A 19,223-nucleotide genomic window follows, 5' to 3' on the forward strand; every position below is an offset into this window, starting at 1 on the left:
GGCGTGGGAACTTGATCTTCGGCGCCGGGTTGATCTATCGGCACACCGACGTGAGGCTCGAAAACAGGAGGAATCCGCATGAACTCTGTGTCGAGCCCGGCAGTCGCCCGGCCGCGTGTCCTGCTCATCGACGCCGACGTGGAAAGCTCCCTCGTCGAACGCCTCCGAGACGGCGGATTCTTCGTCACGCGAACCTACGCGGAGCCGGTGCGCTCGCGGATCGAACCCCCCGACGTGGTGATCGTCGACGCACGATCACCGCATCTCGACGCCGACACCACGGTTCGGGGGTTGAAGGCGATGCGATTCGCGCTCGCCATCGTGGTGATCGGCACCTTCCGCTCCGGGAACCGTCGCAGCGATCTCCTCGAGGCCGGCGCCGACGACGTGCTCGAGATCCCGGTCGGTGCGGACGAACTCGTCGCCCGGCTCCGCGCGATCCTCCGGCGTGTGAAACCCGAGGTGCCCGCGCCGGTGCCCGCCGACAGCCAGGACCTCTGCCTGTGCGAGGAACAGCACGACACCGACTACGACGGATTGCGTACCACGCTGACCAGGACGGAATTCATCCTCTTCACCGTGCTCGCGCAGAACATCGGCAGGGTTGTCACCCGCCGCGACCTCATGCTGATGGTGTGGGGTGTGACCGTCGAATCGAAGACGAACGTCCTCAACGCCTACATCTGCTCCCTCCGGCGGAAGCTGGTGGCCGTCGGATCGCCGTATGTCGTCCACACCGTGAGGGGCGTGGGTTTCGCTCTCGGCGAGGACGTACGCACGGAGACCAACGACCCTGCCCGTCAGGTGTCCGTCGCCGCGTCGTGACACCGGCCTGCGGGAATGGTCGCACTGCCTGACTGGGTGACTCTATGATTCGCGGTCCGCTCAGGTCGAGGCGAAGAATGCGAGCGCGCGTTCGAGCACCACATCCGGCCGCTCGTCGACGAGGAAATGCGAGGCACCGTCGACGAACTCGATACCCAAGTCGTCGGTGTGACCCTCGAAGCCGCCGAGGAATTCCGGGCGCACGATGGGGTCCTCGGCGCCGACGAGCACCCGGGTGGGAGTGACGAGCCGGGTGTGCCGGTATGTGCCCGCCATGATCCGCGCCGCCTGACGCACGATGAAGCAGCGGTACAGAGCGGACGCCGCGTGGGCGCGCGCCGGTTCGCGCAACCGTCCGGCGAACAGTTCGACGTCGCGGTCCGACCACGTGTTCCGGTCCGTCGTGAAACCCCGCAGCAAGTGGTATGTCAGGCGTTGACGTCCGCGGCTCAGCAATTGTGGACCGAGGAACGGCGCGGCGATGACGGGTTGGAACCAGCCGTGCCGTGCGATCGTCGTCAGCAACCGTGGGTCGAAACGGATGAAGGGGTGTGGGACACCGAGGCTGATCTGCTTCCGGACCCGGTGGGGTGCGTTCAGGCACAGCTCGTACCCGAGCAGTGCGCCCCAGTCGTGCGCGATGAGGCAGACCCGGTGGAGTTCGAGCGCGTCCAGCAGCGCCTCGATGTCGGCGATCAACTGCGGGCGGGTGTATCCCGTGGGCGGAGCGTCGGTCCAGCCGGCACCGCGCAGATCCGGGCAGATCACCCGGTAGTGCGCGGCCAGTCCCGGGACGACCCCGCGCCACTCCCACCAGTGCTGGGGGAAGCCGTGGAGCAGCACCACCGGTTCGCCGTGACCGGCCTCGGCCACGTGCATCCGCAGGCCGGGGAGCCGGACGTAACGGTGCCGAACCCCGTCCAATCGGGGAAAGGTGTTGTCCGGCACACCGTTCGGTCCGGACACTCTGCCGTTGTCGCGGGTCTCGTGCCTCATGACCTCACGCTACTACGATCATAGTAGGAAGTCACTATGTTTATAGTAGCCGGGTGACGACCACGAGAACGAAAGCGCTCGACGCCGCGATCGACCTGCTCGGAACCGAGGGTCTGCGATCGCTCACCCACGCGCGGATCGACGACCGCGCCGGCCTCCCGAAAGGGTCGACGTCCAACTACTTCCGCACCCGGGCCGCGCTTCTCACCGGGACCGTCGACGCGATCGCGGAACGTGAAATGTCCGAAGTCACCATGCTGGCACCGGCATCCGCAGAAGACCTCGTCGACGCGGTCTGCGGTCTGATCGACTACACGACCGTCGCCAACCGCACCGTCACCGCGGCACGACTGGTCCTGTTCCTCGAGGCCGGCCGCGACCCCGTTCTCCGGGAAGCGCTGGCACGCGGACGCACCGCCATGGAGGCGTCGGTCGTCTCGGCATTCGCCCACCTGGGGGCGCGGGACCCGCAGACCGCCGCCACCGCACTCATGGCCTGCGCGGAGGGGCTGATCCTGCATCGCATCGCCCGCGGAGACACCACCGATCCGCGGCCGACCTTCAACCTGGTGGTGCGGGCAGCGCTCAGTTGACGCGCACCCCGACTCACGGAAGGGGAGCGGACCACCGGAGCGTCGTTCCACCGCCCAGTGTCGAGTCGATGACGCAGTGCCCGTTCACTTCCCGTGCCCGGGAGGCCAGATTGTCCAACCCGCTGGTGACGACGGTCTCCTCGAACCCCTTGCCGTCGTCCGCTACCTCGATCGCGAGATCGTCGTACACGGAGATACTGACCGTCACCGTGTCGGCTCCCGCGTGCCGGACCGCGTTGCTCAACGCCTCACGCAGAACCGCCTCGGCATGCTCGGCGAGCGAAGCGTCGATGACGGACAGCGGACCGGACATGTGCACGGTCGTGCGCAACCCGGAATCCGCGGTCGTCTCGGCGACGATCTCGTGCAGCCGCCGCCGGAACTGAGTCATCCCGCCCGAACCGCCGTGCAGGTCGAAGATGGCGGTGCGAATGTCGCGCACGATGTCGTGCAGGTCGTCGATCGACTGTTCGAGCCGGTCCTTGACGACAGGAGCCTTCGCCCGCTGCAGGGTGCTCTGCAACGACAGGCCGACCGCGAACAGCCGCTGGATGACGTGGTCGTGCAGATCACGCGCGATCCGGTCGCGATCGGACAGGACGTCGAGCTCACGCATCCGGCGTTGGCTGTTGGCCAGTTGCAGTGCGACGGCCGCCTGATCCGCGAAACCTGACATCAATGCCAGCTGATCGTCCGTGAACGGCGCCGCATCGACATGACGGAGCGTCACCAGCACGCCGGACACCGATTGCGCGGCGCGCAGGGGGAGCGCCAGCGCCGGACCGAACCGGGCTCCGGTCTCGAACCCGGGATCGAATGCCAGCGCGGAGACCCGGAGCGGGGTCCTCTCCCGGAATGCCTCACCGGACGTCGACCTCTCGACCGGGATCGCCCGGCCGATGATGCGATCCGACACCGTCCCCGCCGACGCCGTGACCACGAGCTCGGTGACCTCGTCCGACGGGATGTCCGGATCGTCGGGCACCGCGAGAAAGGCGCTGTCGGCGGCGGTCAGGGAAAGCGCGTCGTCGGCGATCACCTGCAGCACCTCCGCGGTCTCGCTGCCGGCGAGCAACTCGGTCGCTATCTCCCGTGTCGCCTCCAGCCACGCCTGCCGCGTCCGGGACTCCTCGTACAGGCGGGCGTTCTCGATCGCGATACCGGCGGCGGCCGCGAGCGCGCGGAGAAGCACTTCGTCGTCCTCGGTGAACTGCGCACCGTTGGCCTTCTCGGTGAGATACAGATTCCCGAACACCTCGTTCCGGACCTGAATAGGAACTCCCAGAAAGGTTTTCATCGGCGGATGGTCGGGAGGGAATCCCACCGACACGGGGTGCCGGGACAGGTCCACCAGCCGGACCGGCTTCGGATCCGTGATGAGGAAACCGAGGACGCCGCGACCACGAGGCAGGTCGCCGATCCGCTCCCGCGTCTCCTCGTCGATGCCTTCGTAGACGAACTCGCTCAGCCCCTCGGTCGGGGCGAGCACCCCGAGCGCACCGTACCGGGCGTCGACGAGGTCGATCGCCGCGTGCACGATGGTGCGGAGCGTGTTGTCGAGGTCGAGTCCCGACGTGACGGCCAGCATCGCCTCGAGGAGGCCGTCGACGTGATCGCGCACATCGACGATCTGCGCGATGCGGTCCTGCACCTCGGTCAGGAGCTCACGCAGCCTCAGTTCGGACAGGCTACCGAGCAGGGGCCCTCGGTCGCGCTCGTCCGGTTGACGGGTCACACGACGCATTGTCCCACCCGGTGACCCCACCGCGAGCCGGAACAACCATAGATCCCGTCAGGTGCCGGACGGTTTCGACGGTAACTTCGTGGCCAGCACCGCCGCCTGCGTCCTGCGCTCCACACCCAGTTTGGTCAGCAGCCGGGACACGTAGTTCTTGACGGTCTTCTCCGCGAGGAACATGCGTGCGGCAATCTGCCGGTTGGTGAGCCCTTCACCGAGCAGGGCGAGCAAGGTCCGCTCCTGATTGGTCAGGTGCGCGAAGATTCCGTCCTTCCCATCCGCGTCCGCGCGAACCTTGTCCATCAGGACGCCGGCGGCACGACTGTCGAGCAGCGATTTGCCCGCCCCCACATCGTGGACCGCCTGAGCAAGCTCCATGCCCCGGATGTCCTTCACGACGTATCCGCTGGCCCCGGCCAGAATCGCGTCGAGCATGGCCTGCTCGTCCGTGAACGACGTCAGGATGAGGCAATGCAACTCCGGCATCAGCGAGTGCAGCTCCCGGCACAGCTCGATTCCGTTGCCGTCGGGCAAACGCACGTCCAGGACGGCGACATCCGGTTTCAGGGCAGGCACCCGCGCCATCGCCTGCGCATAGGACGCGGCCTCACCGATCACCGTCAGTTCGGGATCGGAGGTGAGGAGATCCGCGATCCCTCGTCGGACGACCTCGTGGTCGTCCACCAGGAAAACCCTGATCATGGGCACCCTCCAGGCCTGGCCGCGTCACCATCGGAGAATTCAGATTACGCCGGTGAGCGTCGGTCCGGTCAGCGCGCGGCCGGACGAAACGGCCCGGATCCGCGCCGGCGCGGCCGGTGCGGCATCAACATCGCCGCCGCCAACCCCACCGTGGCGACGAGCGTCGCCGCGGCGCCGACTCCGACGAGGGGAGTTGCGAGCCACGCGCCGAGCAGGACCACCAGTCCCGCGGTCACCGCTCCCGCCACCACCGCGAGCGCGAACCCCGCGGGATGCACGTACAGGAATTCGCCGGGCTCGTCCTCCCACCGATGACGATCCTCGCGCGGCGATGCGGTGGAGTGTTCGAACATGATGTCCTCGTTCCTTCACCGGCTCCGATGTCGTGCGCCGGCCCTCGTACAACGGTGCGATAACGGCGAGCACAATGACAGGGCCGAAGGTCACTCGTCCGTCCTCAGCCGTCGGCGGCACCGAACCACGTCGGCAGAGCATCGAGCAGATCCCGCTGATCGTCACCGACCCACGCAACGTGGCCGTCCGGGCGCAGCAAGGCCGCGGGCACGTCCAGTTCCTCGCTGACGTCGACGACGTGGTCGATCCGATCCGCCCAGCCCGCCACCGACAGCCGGCCCGTCTGGTCGAGCAGCAGTCCGCGTCCGCCGTGCATCAGCCCGTACAGGCGACCGCGCTTCAGCGCGACGTCCCGCAGACGCTTGCCGAGCAGTTCGTGCCCCGCGCCGAAGTCGTAGCGGACGCCGACCGCGGTGATCTTCTCGATCAGATACCGGTTGACCTCCTCGAAGTCCATCAGTTCCGACAGCAGCCTGCGCACCGCCTGTGGACCCGGCTCGGTGGACATCAACTCCATCTGCGCGCGGGTGTTGTCCAGCACGTCGGCGGCCACCGGGCGCCGTTCGGTCTCATAGCTGTCCAGCAGCCCGTCCGGGGCCCAGCCGCCGATCTCCGCGGCCAGCTTCCAGCCGAGGTTGAACGCGTCCTGGAGGCCGAGGTTGAGGCCCTGACCGCCGGTCGGCGGGTGGATGTGCGCCGCATCGCCGGCCAGTAGCGCACGGACGGTCCGGTAGCGCTCCGCCAGCCGGGTGGCGTCGCCGAAGCGGGACAACCAGCGCGCGGAGTGCGCTCCGAAGTCGGTGCCGGCGAGAGCCCGCACCTGTCGCTTGAGCTCGTCCAGGGTCGGCGGGACTGCGCGATCCTCGGTGACGGCGTCGGCGGGCGCGACGAGGCGGTACACCCCGCCTCCGAGGGACATGGCGCCGAACCGCTTCTGCGTCTTGCGGACCTCGGCCACCACGGCGGCCAGTTCCGCCGGCGGCGTCGTCAACTCCACCTCGGCCAGCAGCGTTTCGGCCCTCGACGGCTCGCCGGGGAAACCGACGCCGAGCAGCTTGCGGACCGTGCTGCGGCCGCCGTCGCAGCCGACGAGATACCGGGCGCGCAGCCGGGTGCTGCGGGACTCGGCCAGCTCGACGCTCACCCCGTCCTCGTCCTGACTCAGCCCGACCAGTTCGCAGCCGCGCCGGATCTCGACACCGAGTTCGGTGGCGTGCTCGGCCAGCAGGCGCTCGGTGACGGTCTGCGGGATGCCGAGGACGTACCCGTGCGCGGTGTTCATCCGATCGGGCCACGGTTTGTCGATGCCGGCGAAGAAGCCGCCGACCTCGTACCGTGTGCCCTCCGCGAGGAAGCGGTCCAGCAGGCCGCGCTGATCCATCAGTTCGATGCTGCGCACGTGCAGGCCGAGCGAGCGGACCACTTTCGTCGGCTCCGGTTCCTTGTCCAGCACGAGGACGTCCACTCCGTGCAGCCGCAACTCGGCGGCCAGCATCAAGCCGGTCGGTCCGCCGCCGGCAACGATCACGTCGATCATTGAAACCCCCATTCAGACACGCTTGCATTTCGGCCGGCTGCTCCGCGTTTTCCGCAGGTTCTGGCTTCGACGGAAGATTCTGCGGCACGACCCGGGTCTTGCCGCAAGGCCCCCGGTGCGCTATACGTTGAAAGGGGCACGGAGTGGACGACTCCCTGCCCTTTCCTATGTCGTCCCGTGATTCTCACGGTTCCTTGACCTCCGGCGCCGTAGAACACTGGGTATAGGACCACCTCGGTCCCGCACTCACACCGAACGGAGGCCACCGGACATGAACGAGACGACATGGTTGGTGGAGATCGTCATCGACGAACACGACTCGGACGAAGGCGGCTCCAGAACCCGCGCGCAGGCCCGGCTCCGCACCCGCGACACTCGCACGTTCGTCGGGTCCGGACTCGCCCGCCGAAACCCGGACGACACCGAAATTCCCGAGATCGGAGAGGAATTGGCCACCGCACGCGCGTTGTCCGACCTCGCACACCAACTGATCGAGGCCACCGCGGCCGACGTGGAAACGGCCACGCACAGCCGCGTGCATCTCACGGGATAACTGCCCTCACCGCCGCGCACCCGTCAGCGGGGGACACGACGCCGGCCGACCGACAAGACCGATTCGACCGGCCGTCTCGGCGTCTGCCGCGGCGCCGACTTCTTCTCGGTGGTGCCCACCCTGATCAGCGCCTGCGGGAACCCGCGGTCGGGGAGCAGTTCGCGGATGATCTCCCGGCCCTGACGGAGTTCGGTCATGTGGGTCAGCGGACACGTCGACAAACCGCCGACGGTGGCCTCCAGCAGCACCGCGGACAGGGCCTCACCGGCGCGGAGCCACTCACCGCGACCGTCGGTGGCGGTGCTCAGCACCAGTACTGTCGAGTGGTCCGTCTCCGTGGTCGCGCCGGCGTCCCGGCCGGCCGGGAAGTGGCGTCCGATGTCGACACGGTCCCGGTTGTCCGCGGTGGCGAGCGCCTCGGGGGGTATTCCGCCCTGCGCGGTCGAATGACCGGCCCACCAGTGCAGCTCGGCCTGATAGGCGGAGTCGTATTTCCGTGCGGCCGCGGTTGTTTCGGTTGCCCTCGCGAGCGCCGGGCGCGCCTCCTGCCTCAGCACGGTCAGGTGGACGTCCTGGCGGCGCACCACGTCGTCCAACGCGGCGGGCAGCGGAGTCTTGGCGCTGACCGGACCGAAGGGCCTGCGGTCGGAGTGCCGGTGCCGGATCGCCGCGAGCAGATCGAAGTCGTGTGACTGCGGCCGGGCGTCGTGCCGGAACCGAATCGTTGCCAGGTGACCCGAGCGTGGCCCCTCCGGGACACGCTGGACGTCCGCGGCCCATTTGAGAGCGATCAGTGCCGTCTGAAGGTGATTCAGCGCCGCACCGCAACTGACGACCAACTGCCGGCCCGACGGGTCGGTCGACGCCAGCACGCGGCCGCGTTCGGTGTAGAGGTCGAGTTGACCGTCGGCGTATGTCCACTGCCACGGCTGGCTGTTGTGCACCGACGGCGCCCGGCAGGCAAGGTCCACGGCAATGCGAACAACGTTCTCGTCGGGAATTGTGCTGTTCACGATCGCCTCCTCGGTGAATCGCGTTCCGCCCCGGCCGGCGCGGAACGCCGGTGCCTGTATCCCAGTGTTCGCCGTCCGTCGGCGCGAGGTTAGGGCCAATGGTCACCGCCGGGCGGCGATCCGGGGCAGAGCGTGACACCCTAATTCGCCACAGTGACGAAAGGGAGAGTCTCAGCCGGGCGGTGGGGGACCACCCGGAACCGAACGTTCATTCGGAAATGGCCGGTTTCCGGGCCACTCCGGCGTCGGCGCGGAATTGGCCTTACCGGCCCGGCGCCGCACATCCGGCCGCGTGAATATTATTCACACTCGGATACTTCCGATCGTGCCTCGCCGCTCGTTCGTATGTGCTTCTGAGCATCGGGGCCGATGTCGGCATCGGTCGTGATCGGCATCGGTCGAGCCGGGTCTGTGTGTTGACCTCGTCCCTGAGTTTCGACGTGGCCCGGGCTTACGGCTGTGTCGCTGGTGCAGGTGACCTTCTGATCCGGGGTCGCGGGGAGCGCTTCGAGCGCGGCGTCGGCGCATTCCATGGAGGTTTTCAGGTAGGTGGTCGTGAGGTCGATGTCGGTCGCCTCGCACCAGGTGTGGTCGTCGGGCCACCACAGGTGCGGGCTCATTCCCTCCGGGAACCACTTGGTGGCTCCGAACCGGGTATCGGCCAGGTCGATGCTCCCCGAGAAGTGGACCATGTCTCGGTTGGGCATGGGCAGCCGCGCCAAGGTCGAAGACGGCAAGAATGCTGTCGCCGCGATCGGCCACATCGCCGGCGCCCCCGACAGTTGGTCCGACCTCGTCGACGAAGCCCTCGCCCGCTACCTTGCCGTTCTCGAACGCGAAGACAACGATGGCGGACCCCCTTCCCGCCGCGCAACGCCGACCGCGTCCGCGGATCACGCATCAAGTAGCCCGCCCAGGCAGTCGGTACGCTCAGTTCCACATGTTCTCAGGCGCATTCGTGACGCCGAGAGCACGCCCGCGGGGGCGCATCGTTGAAAGGAATGACAGGCAGAGCTTTCCGATTGGTCGATGCAGTGGGTGAGCCAATGGATATCGGACCGCGGGGTCTGCGAATACGAGTCCGCCGCCGCCGCTGCTAGATCTAGATGTTGGGGAGCCCGCAGCGTGGTGGCTCTCGGTGCGTGCGCAACCGTCGCTGGTGGTGGTGTCGCGGTGACCGGCTGTCCGCCGACGTTCAGCCTGTTGATCCCGGGGACCGGGGAAACCGATGAGACCGCCGTCCCCGTCATCCCGTCGGGATCCTCGCACCGGTCGCCGAGGCCATGACCGCGGCCGCACGGGGACCGGGCGGAGGTCTACATCCTTCCGTACATGGTCCGCGCGTTCGACAACGGCGACACCGACGCCGACAGCAAACTCGAGGCCCTCACCAAGGCGACGGCGGTCCTCACCGAGGTATCGAGGACGATTTCAGCGGCCTGTGTGGCCGCTTCGCCGGTAACGGCGCTCCCACTGCTATGGGTGTGCCAGGATTTATCCGAGTAGATACTCGGGCCGAGCTCGAACACAAGGTTCGGGCGGTCGCCATTCAGGGTGGTTGACATGCGGTGTGTGAACCAAATAACGGCGATTGCGTTTGTCTCGATTCTCGTCACCTCAGCGTGTAGCAGCAATTCCGAGCCGCCCGGCTCGCCACCGACGACTGTGGCTCGTCCGCCGGCGGAGTTTGTCGAGGGTCCGTGCGCGAAGACGCCAAATCCGGTCCCACTGCTGGAGAATGCTCGCTGCGGGGAATTGGTGGTACCGGTGAACCGCACCAGAGAAGACAGCGGATCCTTGCGCTTGGCAGTGGCGATCGTTCCGTCGGAAACGCAGCCGCCGGCCAAGGCTCCGATCGTCTTCCTCATGGGCGGGCCCGGTCAGGATGCGGTCACCGATCCCCCGGTCAACCCGGACGTGCCGCTGAACCGTGATCGCGATCTGATCCTGATGGGACAGCGCGGCAACATCACGTCCAGCTCGCCGTTGCCCTGCCCGGAGATTTTCGAGTTCTTCGCCCACAGAATCGGCATGGCGTGGAACGCCGAGTCCACACGGGATGCGTACGTAGACGCGGTGCAGGACTGCCACGACCGCCTGGCTCCCACCGTTGACCTCTCGGCATTCAATTCGACCGAGAGCACCTATGACCTGATCGATTTACGCAAGGCACTCGGCCTCGAGAAGTGGAATGTGTTCTCCCACTCGTACGGTACCGACCTTGCGCTGATCTACATGCGGCACGACGCCGACGCTATCGAGTCGATCGTGTTCGACGGAGTGACGCCTCCATCGGCTGGTGCCCTGGGGTGGACCTGGGCCAGTGCTCGTCAAGCATTCGACAACATGGTCAAGGCGTGCGAGGACCAGCCAGCATGCAACGAGCGCTATCCCGACCTGGGGGCAACGTTCATCCGGCTGGTCAACGAGCTTGAAGCGAAGCCCATCACCACCACGGTCAACGTCGAGGGTGTAGGAGAGACGAAGGTTGTCGTCGACGGCGGAATGCTGCTGAACTGGTTTGTCCCCGTGGCTACCCATCTACCGACAGAGTTCCCGTCAACCGTCGATGAGCTCGCACACGGGAACGCGCAGCCCATTGCCTCGCGGTGGGCCGAGGTGTGGGGGCATCCGGACAGGGGCGTCCTCCATTGGGGCCTCACCCTGAGCATTTGGTGCCGTGAATGGATCCCGTTCGAGACCGTCGAGCAGACCATGCAACAGGCGGAAAAGGAATTCCCTGAACTCCCGGAGTCCGTTCGGGCCCAAGCGCCACAGCTGCCGTTCCTGCGCGACGCCTGCAAGGTGTGGGACGTGCCGAAGGCCCCTGACTCGATCCGGGACATCACCGTCAGTGACATCCCTTCGCTTGTGCTGTCGGGTACCTACGACGGGCAGACCGGAGCGGTGTGGGGCGACTACATCGCGAAGGATCTCTCACAATCCATCGTCGCGGTAGTGCCCGGAGCTGCACACGGTGTGTATGCGGAGCCACCGTGCGGAGCCGAGATCATCGCGTCGTTTTTCGACAATCCGGAGAAGCCGGACACATCCTGCACGGACACGACGCCACTGCCGGCATACGACATTCTCCCGCCACGCTGATGACCACCGAAAGTGTTCGCCGTCGGTGGCCCTGAGTTGTCGCGCCGGGCGGTGCTTGGCGGGGCGGTCGCCGGGTTGGCGGTGCTCGTATCGCCGGCATGTTCGTCGAAGGAGTCGACCACCACAGCGACGAGCGTCGCGGCGAACGCGAAGGAAGCGTTCAGCGACCTCGACGCCAAGATCGACAAGACGATGGGGGACTACGCGGTCCCCGGGGTTGCGGTGGGCGTCATTGCTGACGGTGAGGAGTACATCAAGGAGTACGGGGTCACTGGGACGCCCCCATAGTCGACATCGACTGATGGCTGGCGCCGGCGCAAAGCCGCTACCTCGGTCGTGATTTTTCATCACGGTGACGAAAGGCTGCCTGGGTTGTCCCGCAGCGGGTGAATATCGCTGCGACGGAATGTCTTCGGTGAAGTACCCGGAACTGGTAGCGGAGGTAGAAAAAGTAGCTACGCTAGCTAGCGTAGCTAGCATGTGATTCGATCGATGCAGGTGTCGGCGGATGATGCTTCGAGTGTTGTCTCCTTAGCGTGGGCCGAGGTGGGAGTGGAAACCGCGGCGCCCGAGGCTGTGGTGGAGGTGGTCGCCGATATCGAAAGGCCGCATTCGGCGATGTGGGGGAGGTATCAGCTCCGGCATCGACGACGCAGGTGTGAGATCGATCGGAAGTGCAAGCACACCAAGTTATTTGGCGAGAAACAGAACTATTCTTCATCTCTGCAGGGTGGGGCTGAAGGCGCCGATCGAGGCGGGTGGGCGTCCCGGCAGCGACTCGCTTCGCCGCACACGAGGTCTGCGATCGTGAGTCGGTCGCACGCGGCGACCGCCGAGGTCGACGTCGGGGCCGCTCTGCGGCAGTCAATCGGGAAGTACGAACCCGGCGGCAGCCAGGGATTGCGTTTGTCGAGTGTGCCGGCGTGGGTGGGAGAAACGCCGCAGTAGGTGCTCGAGTGCCTGTCGCCTGCCATGAGCATGGGACCGGTCTGATGCGATGAAAGGGGCGGGCCTCCCGCTCCTCGTAATTCCCGGCGAATGCTGGGGGTGTCATATCCACACGCGTCGGAGGAGGCCCCTATGAGTGAGTATGACGGAAAACAGTTCGTCGGGATCGATCTGCACCGGAAACGCTCGGTGATCGTCCGGCAAACCGATTCCGGTGAGCAACTCGCGGTGGCGCGAATCGTCAACGACCCCGCTTCACTGGCCCTGCAGCTCGAGAAGGCCGGAGAGCATCCGGAGGTGGTGCTCGAGGCAACCTATGGCTGGTACTCGGCGGCCGACACGCTGCAGGCGGCCGGTGCCACGGTGCACCTTGCGCATCTATTGGGTGTCAGGGGATTCCGGTACCGGCGGGTGAAGAACGATGTACGCGACGCCCGGGATCTGTTGCGGATGAACCGGTTGCCCGAAGCGTGGATTGCCCCGCCGGCGACACGGGAACTGCGGGAACTGGTGCGCTACAGAGCCAAGCTCGTCGCGTTGCGGTCGGGACTGAAGGCCCAGGTGCACTCGGTGCTCGCCAAGGCCGGGGTGTTGATCCCGGTGTCGGACCTGTTCGGCGTCGAGGGGCGTGAGCGTCTGACGCAGGTGCCGCTCGGTGTCGCGTACGCGCAGCGGGTGATGTCGCTGCTCGAGCTGATCGACGTCCTCGACGCGCACGAGGGACGATTCTTCGACCGGATCGCCGCCGAGTTGCGTGGCCATCCTGGTTATCGGGCGATTCAGGAGCTGCCCGGGTCGGCCCCACCCTGGCGGCGGTGTTCGTCGCGGAGATCGGTGACGTGCACCGGTTCACCGCCCCCAGTCACCTGTGTTCGTGGGCGGGCCTGACGCCCAAGCACCGCGAGTCCGACACCGTCGTGCGCCGCGGGCACATCACCAAGCAGGGCTCCAAACTGCTGCGCTGGGCGGCGGTGGAGGCCATCCAGCGGCAACCGGCCGGCACGAAGATCTCGGTCGACCGCAAACGCATCGAGGCCCGCCGTGGCAGGAATATCGCCAAGGTCGCCGCGGCCCGCAAACTGCTCACCCTCGTCTACTACGGGCTGCGTGACGGACAGATCCGCGCGCTGGCCCACCACACGGCGGCGGCGTGAGCACCCCGGAGGCAACACGCGCGCGGCCGCAATCAGGTCTGACCCCCGTGTCAACGGCGTGGTCGCCGATCTGAATGACCCCGCGTATTGCCAGCGCACCGCTCCATGCCCGCACCGCCGGGCGAAGGGATGACCGACAGCCGAGGAAACCCGGGCTGTCCCAAACCACCCGCATCACATTGGAGACCGTGTACTCCCACAACTGAATTCTTCGTTTTCGGGGGGCCGTGACCAGTCTGCGCCGGGCCGGGCCACGGTCAAGACCGTTCGTCCTCACTGGGGCTGCGGGCGCTCCGTCCTGACCGAAGGGGCCCTCACCCAGCGTTGCCCGCACGGAGGCCGGATACGAGCAGAACAGCAGGTCGGACAGGGGTTGACGGGGCCCCGCTCTTTCAGGGGGATGACCTGATATCCGGTGTGCGGGTGCCGACAATCGCGGCGGGGAGGTGTTCACCTATGCCGTACTGTTCCGGGTTGCAGGCAGATTGGTGGAACTGACTTGGGGGTAGTCACATCGAGTGGTACCCGTCGAGCACACGGATCGGAGTGGTTTCGCCGTCTGCCATTCGATGTGCGAGAGCTTCTCGTTGCCCGGCCGTGGGTGGGCTGCGAAGTCGGTCGGATCCATTGCTCGTGACGGTAGTCAGAGTGATTCCAGGACACTGACGTAGTTCGCGATCGCCAGTCCGCCCATGTTGTGCACCACGCCGCGCCGCGGTGAGTTCAGCTGCATGTGTCCTGCCGTGCCGCTCAGTTGCATGGCGGCGAGAACGTGCTGGGAGACCCCGGTGGCGCCGACAGGATGCCCTTTGGACTTCAGCCCGCCCGACAGGTTGACCGGCAATCGGCCACCCGGGAGCACTGTTCCGTCGTCGAGTACCTGCCGGCCTTTGCCGCGTTCGGTCAGGCCCATGACTTCGTACATGACCAGTTCGGCGACGGTGAAGCAATCGTGGACTTCGGCGAAGTCGAGGTCGTCGAGTCCGGCGCCGGCCATGTCGAGTGCGCGTTGCCAGGCTGTGACGCTACCGGCGAATTCGATGGGATCACGTTTGGAAGCGGGCAGGAAGTCGTTGGCCTGACCGAATCCGGTGATGCGGACCCGTGTATGCGCGGACGTCGTCGGCGCCGTGGTCAGTACGAGGGCTGCCGCACCATCGGAAATGGGGGAGCAGTCGGTACGGCGGAGCTGTCCTGCGACGATCGGATTCCGGTCCGACACTGTTGCGCAGAAGTCGAATCCGAGATCCTTGCGCAGCTGCGCGTACGGATTGAGCACACCGTTGCGGTGATTCTTCGCAGCGATATGGGCGAGCGTGTCGCCGACCGGGCCGTATCGATCCGCATACGCGTCTGCGACGCGGGCGAACAGCCCGGCGAAACCCGTCGTCGATTCCTTGCCGGCCGATTCGTAGTCGGCGCCGAGAAGCGCTGCCCCTACGACGTCGGAGCCGGCATGGGTCATCTTCTCCGCACCGATCACCAGCACCGTGCGGGCGGTTCCCGCCAGCAGCGCCCGGATTCCCTGGTGCACAGCGGCGCTGCCGGATCCACAGGCGTTCTCGACCCGCGTGGCCGGAACACCCGCGAGATCGTCGGACAGCTGCAGTGCAAGCGAGGACGCGAAACCCAACGGGTGCATCCCGGAATTGAATTGACCGAGATAGACCTCATCGACCTGACGGGGCTCGATACCTGCACTGTCGAGCGCTTCCCGCGCGACGGAGACGATGAGTGATTCCACGGTCTCGTCGTTGAGCTTGCCGAACTGCGAATGCCCCCAGCCGGTGATGAGCACATCGGTGCCGAAACGGTTGTGCAGGCTCATGCGGCCCGCTCCTCGTCGAGGTCCATGCTGAAGCACGCGCCGGTGAGCTCGCGAAGTTCGTCGACGGTGGCGCCGGGAGCGATCCGGCGAAGCACCAAGCCGCCGTTCTCGATGTCGAATACGCAGCGGTCGCTGATGATGCGATCGACCACGCCCACGCCGGTCAACGGCAACGTGCACGTCTCGACGATCTTGGGGCTGGAATCCTTGGCGACGTGCTCGGTCAGGGCGATGACTCGTGGGGTGCCGGCCACGAGATCCATGGCACTGCCCATGCCTTTGACGAGCTTGCCGGGGATGCTCCAATTCGCGAGGTCCCCGGACGCGGAGACCTGCATCGCGCCGAGGATGGCGACCGCGACGTGACCGCCGCGGATCATGCCGAAGGACTCTGCCGAGTCGAAGATGCTGCCACCCGGCGTGATCGTCACGGTTTGCTTTCCGGCATTGATGAGATCGGCGTCTTCCTCACCCTCGTACGGGAACGGTCCCATGCCGAGCAGGCCGTTCTCACTCTGCAGGATCACTCGGCGTCCCTCGGGGAGATTGTTGGCCACCAAGGTGGGGATCCCGATCCCCAGGTTGACGTAGGCGCCGTCATTGAGTTCGGAGGCTGCCAGCGCGGCCATCTCGTCTCGGGTCCACGGCATGATGCCGCTCCTTTCTGCAGGAAGTGCGATCACGCGGATGCGGCGGCCGGCTGGGGCTGCACGGTGCGCTGTTCGATGTCCTTGACGCGCTCGGCGGCGCGTACGACCCGTTGGACGTACACACCGGGGGTGGTCACCCTATCGGGAGCGAGGTCGCCGAGTTCGACGATCGTCTCGGCTTCGGCGACCGTAACCCGGCCGGCCGCCGCGACGACAGGATTGAAGTTGCGTGCGGTATAGCGGTAGTCGAGATTGCCGTCGGTGTCGGCGATGTGCGCACGGACCAGTGACACGTCGGCGACGATGCCGCGTTCGAGAACGTAGGTGCGGCCGTCGAACTCAGCGTGCGGCTTACCTTCGGCGAGGTCGGTTCCGACACCGGTCGCCGTGTAGAAGGCCGGGATACCCGCACCGCCGGCGCGCAGTCGTTCGGCCAGAGTTCCTTGCGGATTGAACTCGACTTCCAGTGCGCCGGAGAGATATTGCTCGGAGAATAAGGAGTTCTCACCTACATAGGACGCGATGACCTTACTCACTTGTCCTTTTTCGAGGAGGAGACCGAGGCCCTTGCCGTCGATGCCCATGTTGTTGGACACCACGGTCAGGTTCTTCACACCGGAGGCGCACACGGCATCGATGAGGTCGACAGGCACACCACTGAGACCGAACCCACCGACGGCGAGGGTCATGCCGTCGAACAACAGGTCGGACAGGGATGCGGTGGGAGAGTTATGCAGAACGGGCATGCGGGTTCTTTCCTCGGGGAGGGCTCACGAACGAGCCGGGGTTGCTGGTCGATCAGGTTGCATTCGGCATACCGCGGAAGCTATCCACGGACTTCGCGGAGCGCCGGGGTGGCGGAGAGCTCGGTGCGCGCAAGTGAGCGGCGGTGGACCTGGTCGGGGCCGTCGGCGATCTGCAGAAAACGTGCTTGGGAGTAGAACATGCCCAGCGGGATGTCCTGGGACAGACCGGCACCACCGAAGATCTGGATGGCTTCGTCGATGATCCACTCGACCGTCTGCGGGACCACGACCTTCGTGGCGGCGATGTCGTGACGAGCTTCCTTGGGGCCGGCGACGTCCATCCGCCAGGCGGCGCGCAGCACCATCAGCCGTGCCGCATCGACCTTGATCCGTGCATCGGCGATGGTGGCCTGTGCGACGCCCTCGTCGGCGAGAGGCCGGCCGAACGCGGCCTGAGTGCGGGCGCGGTCGGTCATCAGGGCGATGGCGCGTTCGGCCATCCCGTTCAGGCGCATGCAGTGATGGATCCGGCCCCGGGCCGAGTTCGGCGCGCACGCCGGCCGAGGATGCAACCATCGCGGGAAGTCCTTCCGGAATCAATGTGCCAAAGGAATATTCGGGTAGATCAGCCTTCTCCGAGAACCGCCATGATCTCCAGTTGGATCTGCTGGGGTTCAGGAAGGTCGATGCGGAGCGTATGTCGGGCCGGACGGCTGGTCTCGTCCGGGAACATCTCGACCCAGTGTTTGTCGATGATGGGACGGATGGACTTGTCTCGCACGAAAACGGTGCACTTCACGACGTCCTCGACTCGACCACCCGCCGCCTCTACGGTGCGGCGGAGATTGGCGAAGACGAGTTCGACCTGGGCCTCGGTGTCGGTCGGTACGTCGTTCTTCTCCGGGTCGAGGGCGACGATACCTCCGGATACGAGGAGGTTTCCGACCACGCAGGCCTGGGGGATCGGCAGGCCGCCGTGGTGCAGTCCGGGGACTTCTACGGAGCGACGAGTCATGGTTGTTCAGGTCCTTTCGGTCAGGCTGTCAGGAGCTCGATCAGCGTGGAGACGTTGTCGAGTTGGTCCAGTCGGTTGAGTGATTCGACGAGCCGTTCGGTGCGTGATGAGATCGTCGGGCCGTGTGCTGCCGACAGGCAGTCGCGTAGGCGATTCTCGTGATCGTCCGGGCTCAGAGGATTTCCGGGGAATCCGGGCGGCGCGTCGATACCATAGCCGAGAACGTCGCCGTTCGTGGCGTGAACTGTCAGTCGTGTTGCACCGGGGCCACATTCATCCAGACTCGGATCGGCGCGGACGATAGTCCTGCTCGCCAGCTCCTGTACGTCGGCACCGAGAATCGTATCAGGCCTGAAGTGCTCCAATCGCGCCGCACCGTGGAGAAGCGCTCCTGCAGCACAGTAGGATGCGCTGAACTGTGCTGCAACACGCGGGTTTTCGCCGGGGTTGAAGGGGTGGCCGACGAGGCGGTGACCATATGGTGTCATGGTTACCTCGATGTTCTCGATCATGTTCGGGCGGACACCGTCCGCGTAGGCGCGCAGAGCCAACTCGGTAGTGCCCTGGGTGAGCCCGCAGCTGGGATATTTCTTGAAGCCGGTATTGGTGAGTTCCCAACGGTTTCCCAGGTCGGCTGTCATCTGGGCGCCTGCGATTTCGTTGCGGGCGTAGAGATGCGCATATCCGTACAGTCCGTCGAGGAATCCTGTCGGTCCGGTCAAGTCGGCCTGAGCCAGTTGGGCGCACAGAACCCCGCTCTCGGCGACCCAGCCCTGAATCAGGCGCACGGCGAGCGACCCGTCGATATTGCTCTGAAAACTTCCGGCGGTCCTGTTGAAAGCCAGCCCGAGTGCCTGACTAATACGCTCGGGTGACAACCCGAGGAGCCGGGAGGCCGTCGCGGCGGCGGCGATGGGGCCGGCGATTCCTGTCGGGTCGAATCCGTTGTAGAGCCGATCGGGGAGATTGATCCGCGCTCCGACCTCGGCGCCGATCGCCACCGCTGTCAGGAACTCGGTCCCGTCCACGCCGCCGCGAAGTTCGGCGCAGGCAAGGGCGGTGGGGATCAGTGCGGCACCGAGGTGGAGTCCCGGGACCATCGCGTCTTCGTAGTCCAGGGCCCGGGCCATGGTGGCGTTGAGTTGGGCGGCTGCGGTCGCAGGAAGGCGATCGCCGTACACAAGGACGGTCGCTTCTTCCCGGCCGCCGCGAGCGAGGAGGAAGTGGCGTAGCTGGGTGCAGCCGTCCTCGGCAGCGCCGGCTGCGGTGGTGCCGATATTGGCACCGATCATCGTGGTGACGGTGTGGCGCGCGTCGAGGGACAGATCCCGGAGGTGAGTGTCGTGGATGAACTCGATCAGTTCGTCTTCGGGGGCCATGGGTGGGCTGTCCTGGTTCGTTCGGTCTCGAAAGGATCCGGGGAGGGGAGTGGTTCGGTCTCGGGGCGCTCGGAGGGATTGCGCTGT

General features: G+C 66.2%; 18 protein-coding genes and 3 pseudogenes. 8 read left to right on the forward strand and 13 right to left on the reverse strand.

Going from position 1 to position 19,223, the window contains the following annotated elements; genetic code table 11:
• Positions 1-78: 78 nt before the first annotated feature.
• Positions 79-825, forward strand: a complete 747-nt coding sequence (locus JWS13_RS45000) for a response regulator transcription factor (RefSeq protein WP_206011489.1) — start codon at positions 79-81, stop codon at positions 823-825.
• A gap of 60 nt (positions 826-885) precedes the next feature.
• Here the strand turns inward: JWS13_RS45000 and JWS13_RS45005 are convergent, their stop codons facing one another.
• Entirely contained in the window at positions 886-1,821 is a 936-nt protein-coding gene (locus JWS13_RS45005) for an alpha/beta fold hydrolase (RefSeq protein ID WP_206011490.1), read from the reverse strand.
• Positions 1,822-1,874: 53 nt separating this feature from the next.
• Here JWS13_RS45005 and JWS13_RS45010 point away from each other — a divergent pair, with 53 nt between their 5' ends.
• Positions 1,875-2,414, forward strand: coding sequence for a TetR/AcrR family transcriptional regulator (locus JWS13_RS45010; protein ID WP_206011491.1), 540 nt, complete (start codon positions 1,875-1,877; stop codon positions 2,412-2,414).
• 13 nt (positions 2,415-2,427) lie between these two features.
• Here the strand turns inward: JWS13_RS45010 and JWS13_RS45015 are convergent, their stop codons facing one another.
• From JWS13_RS45015 to rox, 4 genes are all read right to left on the reverse strand, one after another.
• On the reverse strand, positions 2,428-4,158 hold the full coding sequence (locus JWS13_RS45015) for a sensor histidine kinase (protein WP_206011492.1): 1,731 nt from the start codon (positions 4,156-4,158) through the stop codon (positions 2,428-2,430).
• Between the two features lie 48 nt (positions 4,159-4,206).
• Complete coding sequence (locus tag JWS13_RS45020) at positions 4,207-4,854, reverse strand: response regulator transcription factor (protein WP_206011493.1); 648 nt, start codon at positions 4,852-4,854, stop codon at positions 4,207-4,209.
• Positions 4,855-4,922: 68 nt separating this feature from the next.
• On the reverse strand, positions 4,923-5,207 hold the full coding sequence (locus JWS13_RS45025) for a hypothetical protein (protein WP_192581939.1): 285 nt from the start codon (positions 5,205-5,207) through the stop codon (positions 4,923-4,925).
• A gap of 104 nt (positions 5,208-5,311) precedes the next feature.
• Positions 5,312-6,745: a rifampin monooxygenase gene (gene rox, locus JWS13_RS45030; protein ID WP_206011961.1), complete on the reverse strand. Its 1,434-nt coding sequence runs from the start codon at positions 6,743-6,745 to the stop codon at positions 5,312-5,314.
• 271 nt (positions 6,746-7,016) lie between these two features.
• Here rox and JWS13_RS45035 point away from each other — a divergent pair, with 271 nt between their 5' ends.
• Entirely contained in the window at positions 7,017-7,298 is a 282-nt protein-coding gene (locus tag JWS13_RS45035) for a DUF1876 domain-containing protein (RefSeq protein ID WP_072951674.1), read from the forward strand.
• 23 nt (positions 7,299-7,321) lie between these two features.
• Here the strand turns inward: JWS13_RS45035 and JWS13_RS45040 are convergent, their stop codons facing one another.
• On the reverse strand, positions 7,322-8,311 hold the full coding sequence (locus tag JWS13_RS45040; protein WP_206011494.1) for an Acg family FMN-binding oxidoreductase: 990 nt from the start codon (positions 8,309-8,311) through the stop codon (positions 7,322-7,324).
• A 299-nt stretch (positions 8,312-8,610) separates the two neighbouring features.
• A complete protein-coding gene (locus JWS13_RS45845) occupies positions 8,611-9,018 on the reverse strand; it encodes a hypothetical protein (RefSeq protein WP_241032567.1) in 408 nt (135 codons plus the stop codon).
• A 418-nt stretch (positions 9,019-9,436) separates the two neighbouring features.
• Between JWS13_RS45845 and JWS13_RS45050 the strand changes: the two are divergent.
• The 5 genes and pseudogenes from JWS13_RS45050 to JWS13_RS45070 form a co-directional block, all read left to right on the forward strand.
• Positions 9,437-9,733: pseudogene (locus JWS13_RS45050) on the forward strand (cutinase family protein); the annotation flags it as partial.
• A gap of 141 nt (positions 9,734-9,874) precedes the next feature.
• Positions 9,875-11,416 carry an alpha/beta hydrolase gene (locus JWS13_RS45055; protein WP_420855039.1) on the forward strand — a complete coding sequence of 514 codons (1,542 nt, stop codon included), beginning with the start codon at positions 9,875-9,877 and terminating at the stop codon, positions 11,414-11,416.
• Between the two features lie 12 nt (positions 11,417-11,428).
• Positions 11,429-11,704 carry a hypothetical protein gene (locus tag JWS13_RS45060; protein ID WP_420855040.1) on the forward strand — a complete coding sequence of 92 codons (276 nt, stop codon included), beginning with the start codon at positions 11,429-11,431 and terminating at the stop codon, positions 11,702-11,704.
• A gap of 519 nt (positions 11,705-12,223) precedes the next feature.
• Entirely contained in the window at positions 12,224-12,364 is a 141-nt protein-coding gene (locus JWS13_RS45065) for a hypothetical protein (protein WP_206011496.1), read from the forward strand.
• Positions 12,365-12,496: 132 nt separating this feature from the next.
• Positions 12,497-13,518: pseudogene (locus JWS13_RS45070) on the forward strand (IS110 family RNA-guided transposase).
• 643 nt (positions 13,519-14,161) lie between these two features.
• Here JWS13_RS45070 and JWS13_RS45075 read toward each other — a convergent pair.
• From JWS13_RS45075 to JWS13_RS45100, 6 genes and pseudogenes are all read right to left on the reverse strand, one after another.
• Positions 14,162-15,346 carry an acetyl-CoA acetyltransferase gene (locus tag JWS13_RS45075; protein WP_206011497.1) on the reverse strand — a complete coding sequence of 395 codons (1,185 nt, stop codon included), beginning with the start codon at positions 15,344-15,346 and terminating at the stop codon, positions 14,162-14,164.
• Positions 15,343-15,996, reverse strand: coding sequence for a CoA transferase subunit B (locus tag JWS13_RS45080; RefSeq protein WP_206011498.1), 654 nt, complete (start codon positions 15,994-15,996; stop codon positions 15,343-15,345). Before JWS13_RS45080 ends, JWS13_RS45075 begins: the two co-directional genes overlap by 4 nt.
• A gap of 29 nt (positions 15,997-16,025) precedes the next feature.
• Positions 16,026-16,742, reverse strand: coding sequence for a CoA transferase subunit A (locus JWS13_RS45085; RefSeq protein WP_206004863.1), 717 nt, complete (start codon positions 16,740-16,742; stop codon positions 16,026-16,028).
• Between the two features lie 80 nt (positions 16,743-16,822).
• A pseudogene (locus JWS13_RS45090) lies at positions 16,823-17,275 on the reverse strand (acyl-CoA dehydrogenase family protein); the annotation flags it as partial.
• Positions 17,276-17,367: 92 nt separating this feature from the next.
• The gene (locus JWS13_RS45095) at positions 17,368-17,757 is read right to left on the reverse strand and encodes a RidA family protein (RefSeq protein ID WP_206004862.1); all 390 of its coding nucleotides are present in this window, start codon (positions 17,755-17,757) and stop codon (positions 17,368-17,370) included.
• Between the two features lie 20 nt (positions 17,758-17,777).
• Entirely contained in the window at positions 17,778-19,136 is a 1,359-nt protein-coding gene (locus tag JWS13_RS45100) for an MmgE/PrpD family protein (protein WP_206004861.1), read from the reverse strand.
• Positions 19,137-19,223 lie beyond the last annotated feature (87 nt).

This window comes from Rhodococcus pseudokoreensis (assembly GCF_017068395.1).
Taxonomy (GTDB): domain Bacteria; phylum Actinomycetota; class Actinomycetes; order Mycobacteriales; family Mycobacteriaceae; genus Rhodococcus_F; species Rhodococcus_F pseudokoreensis.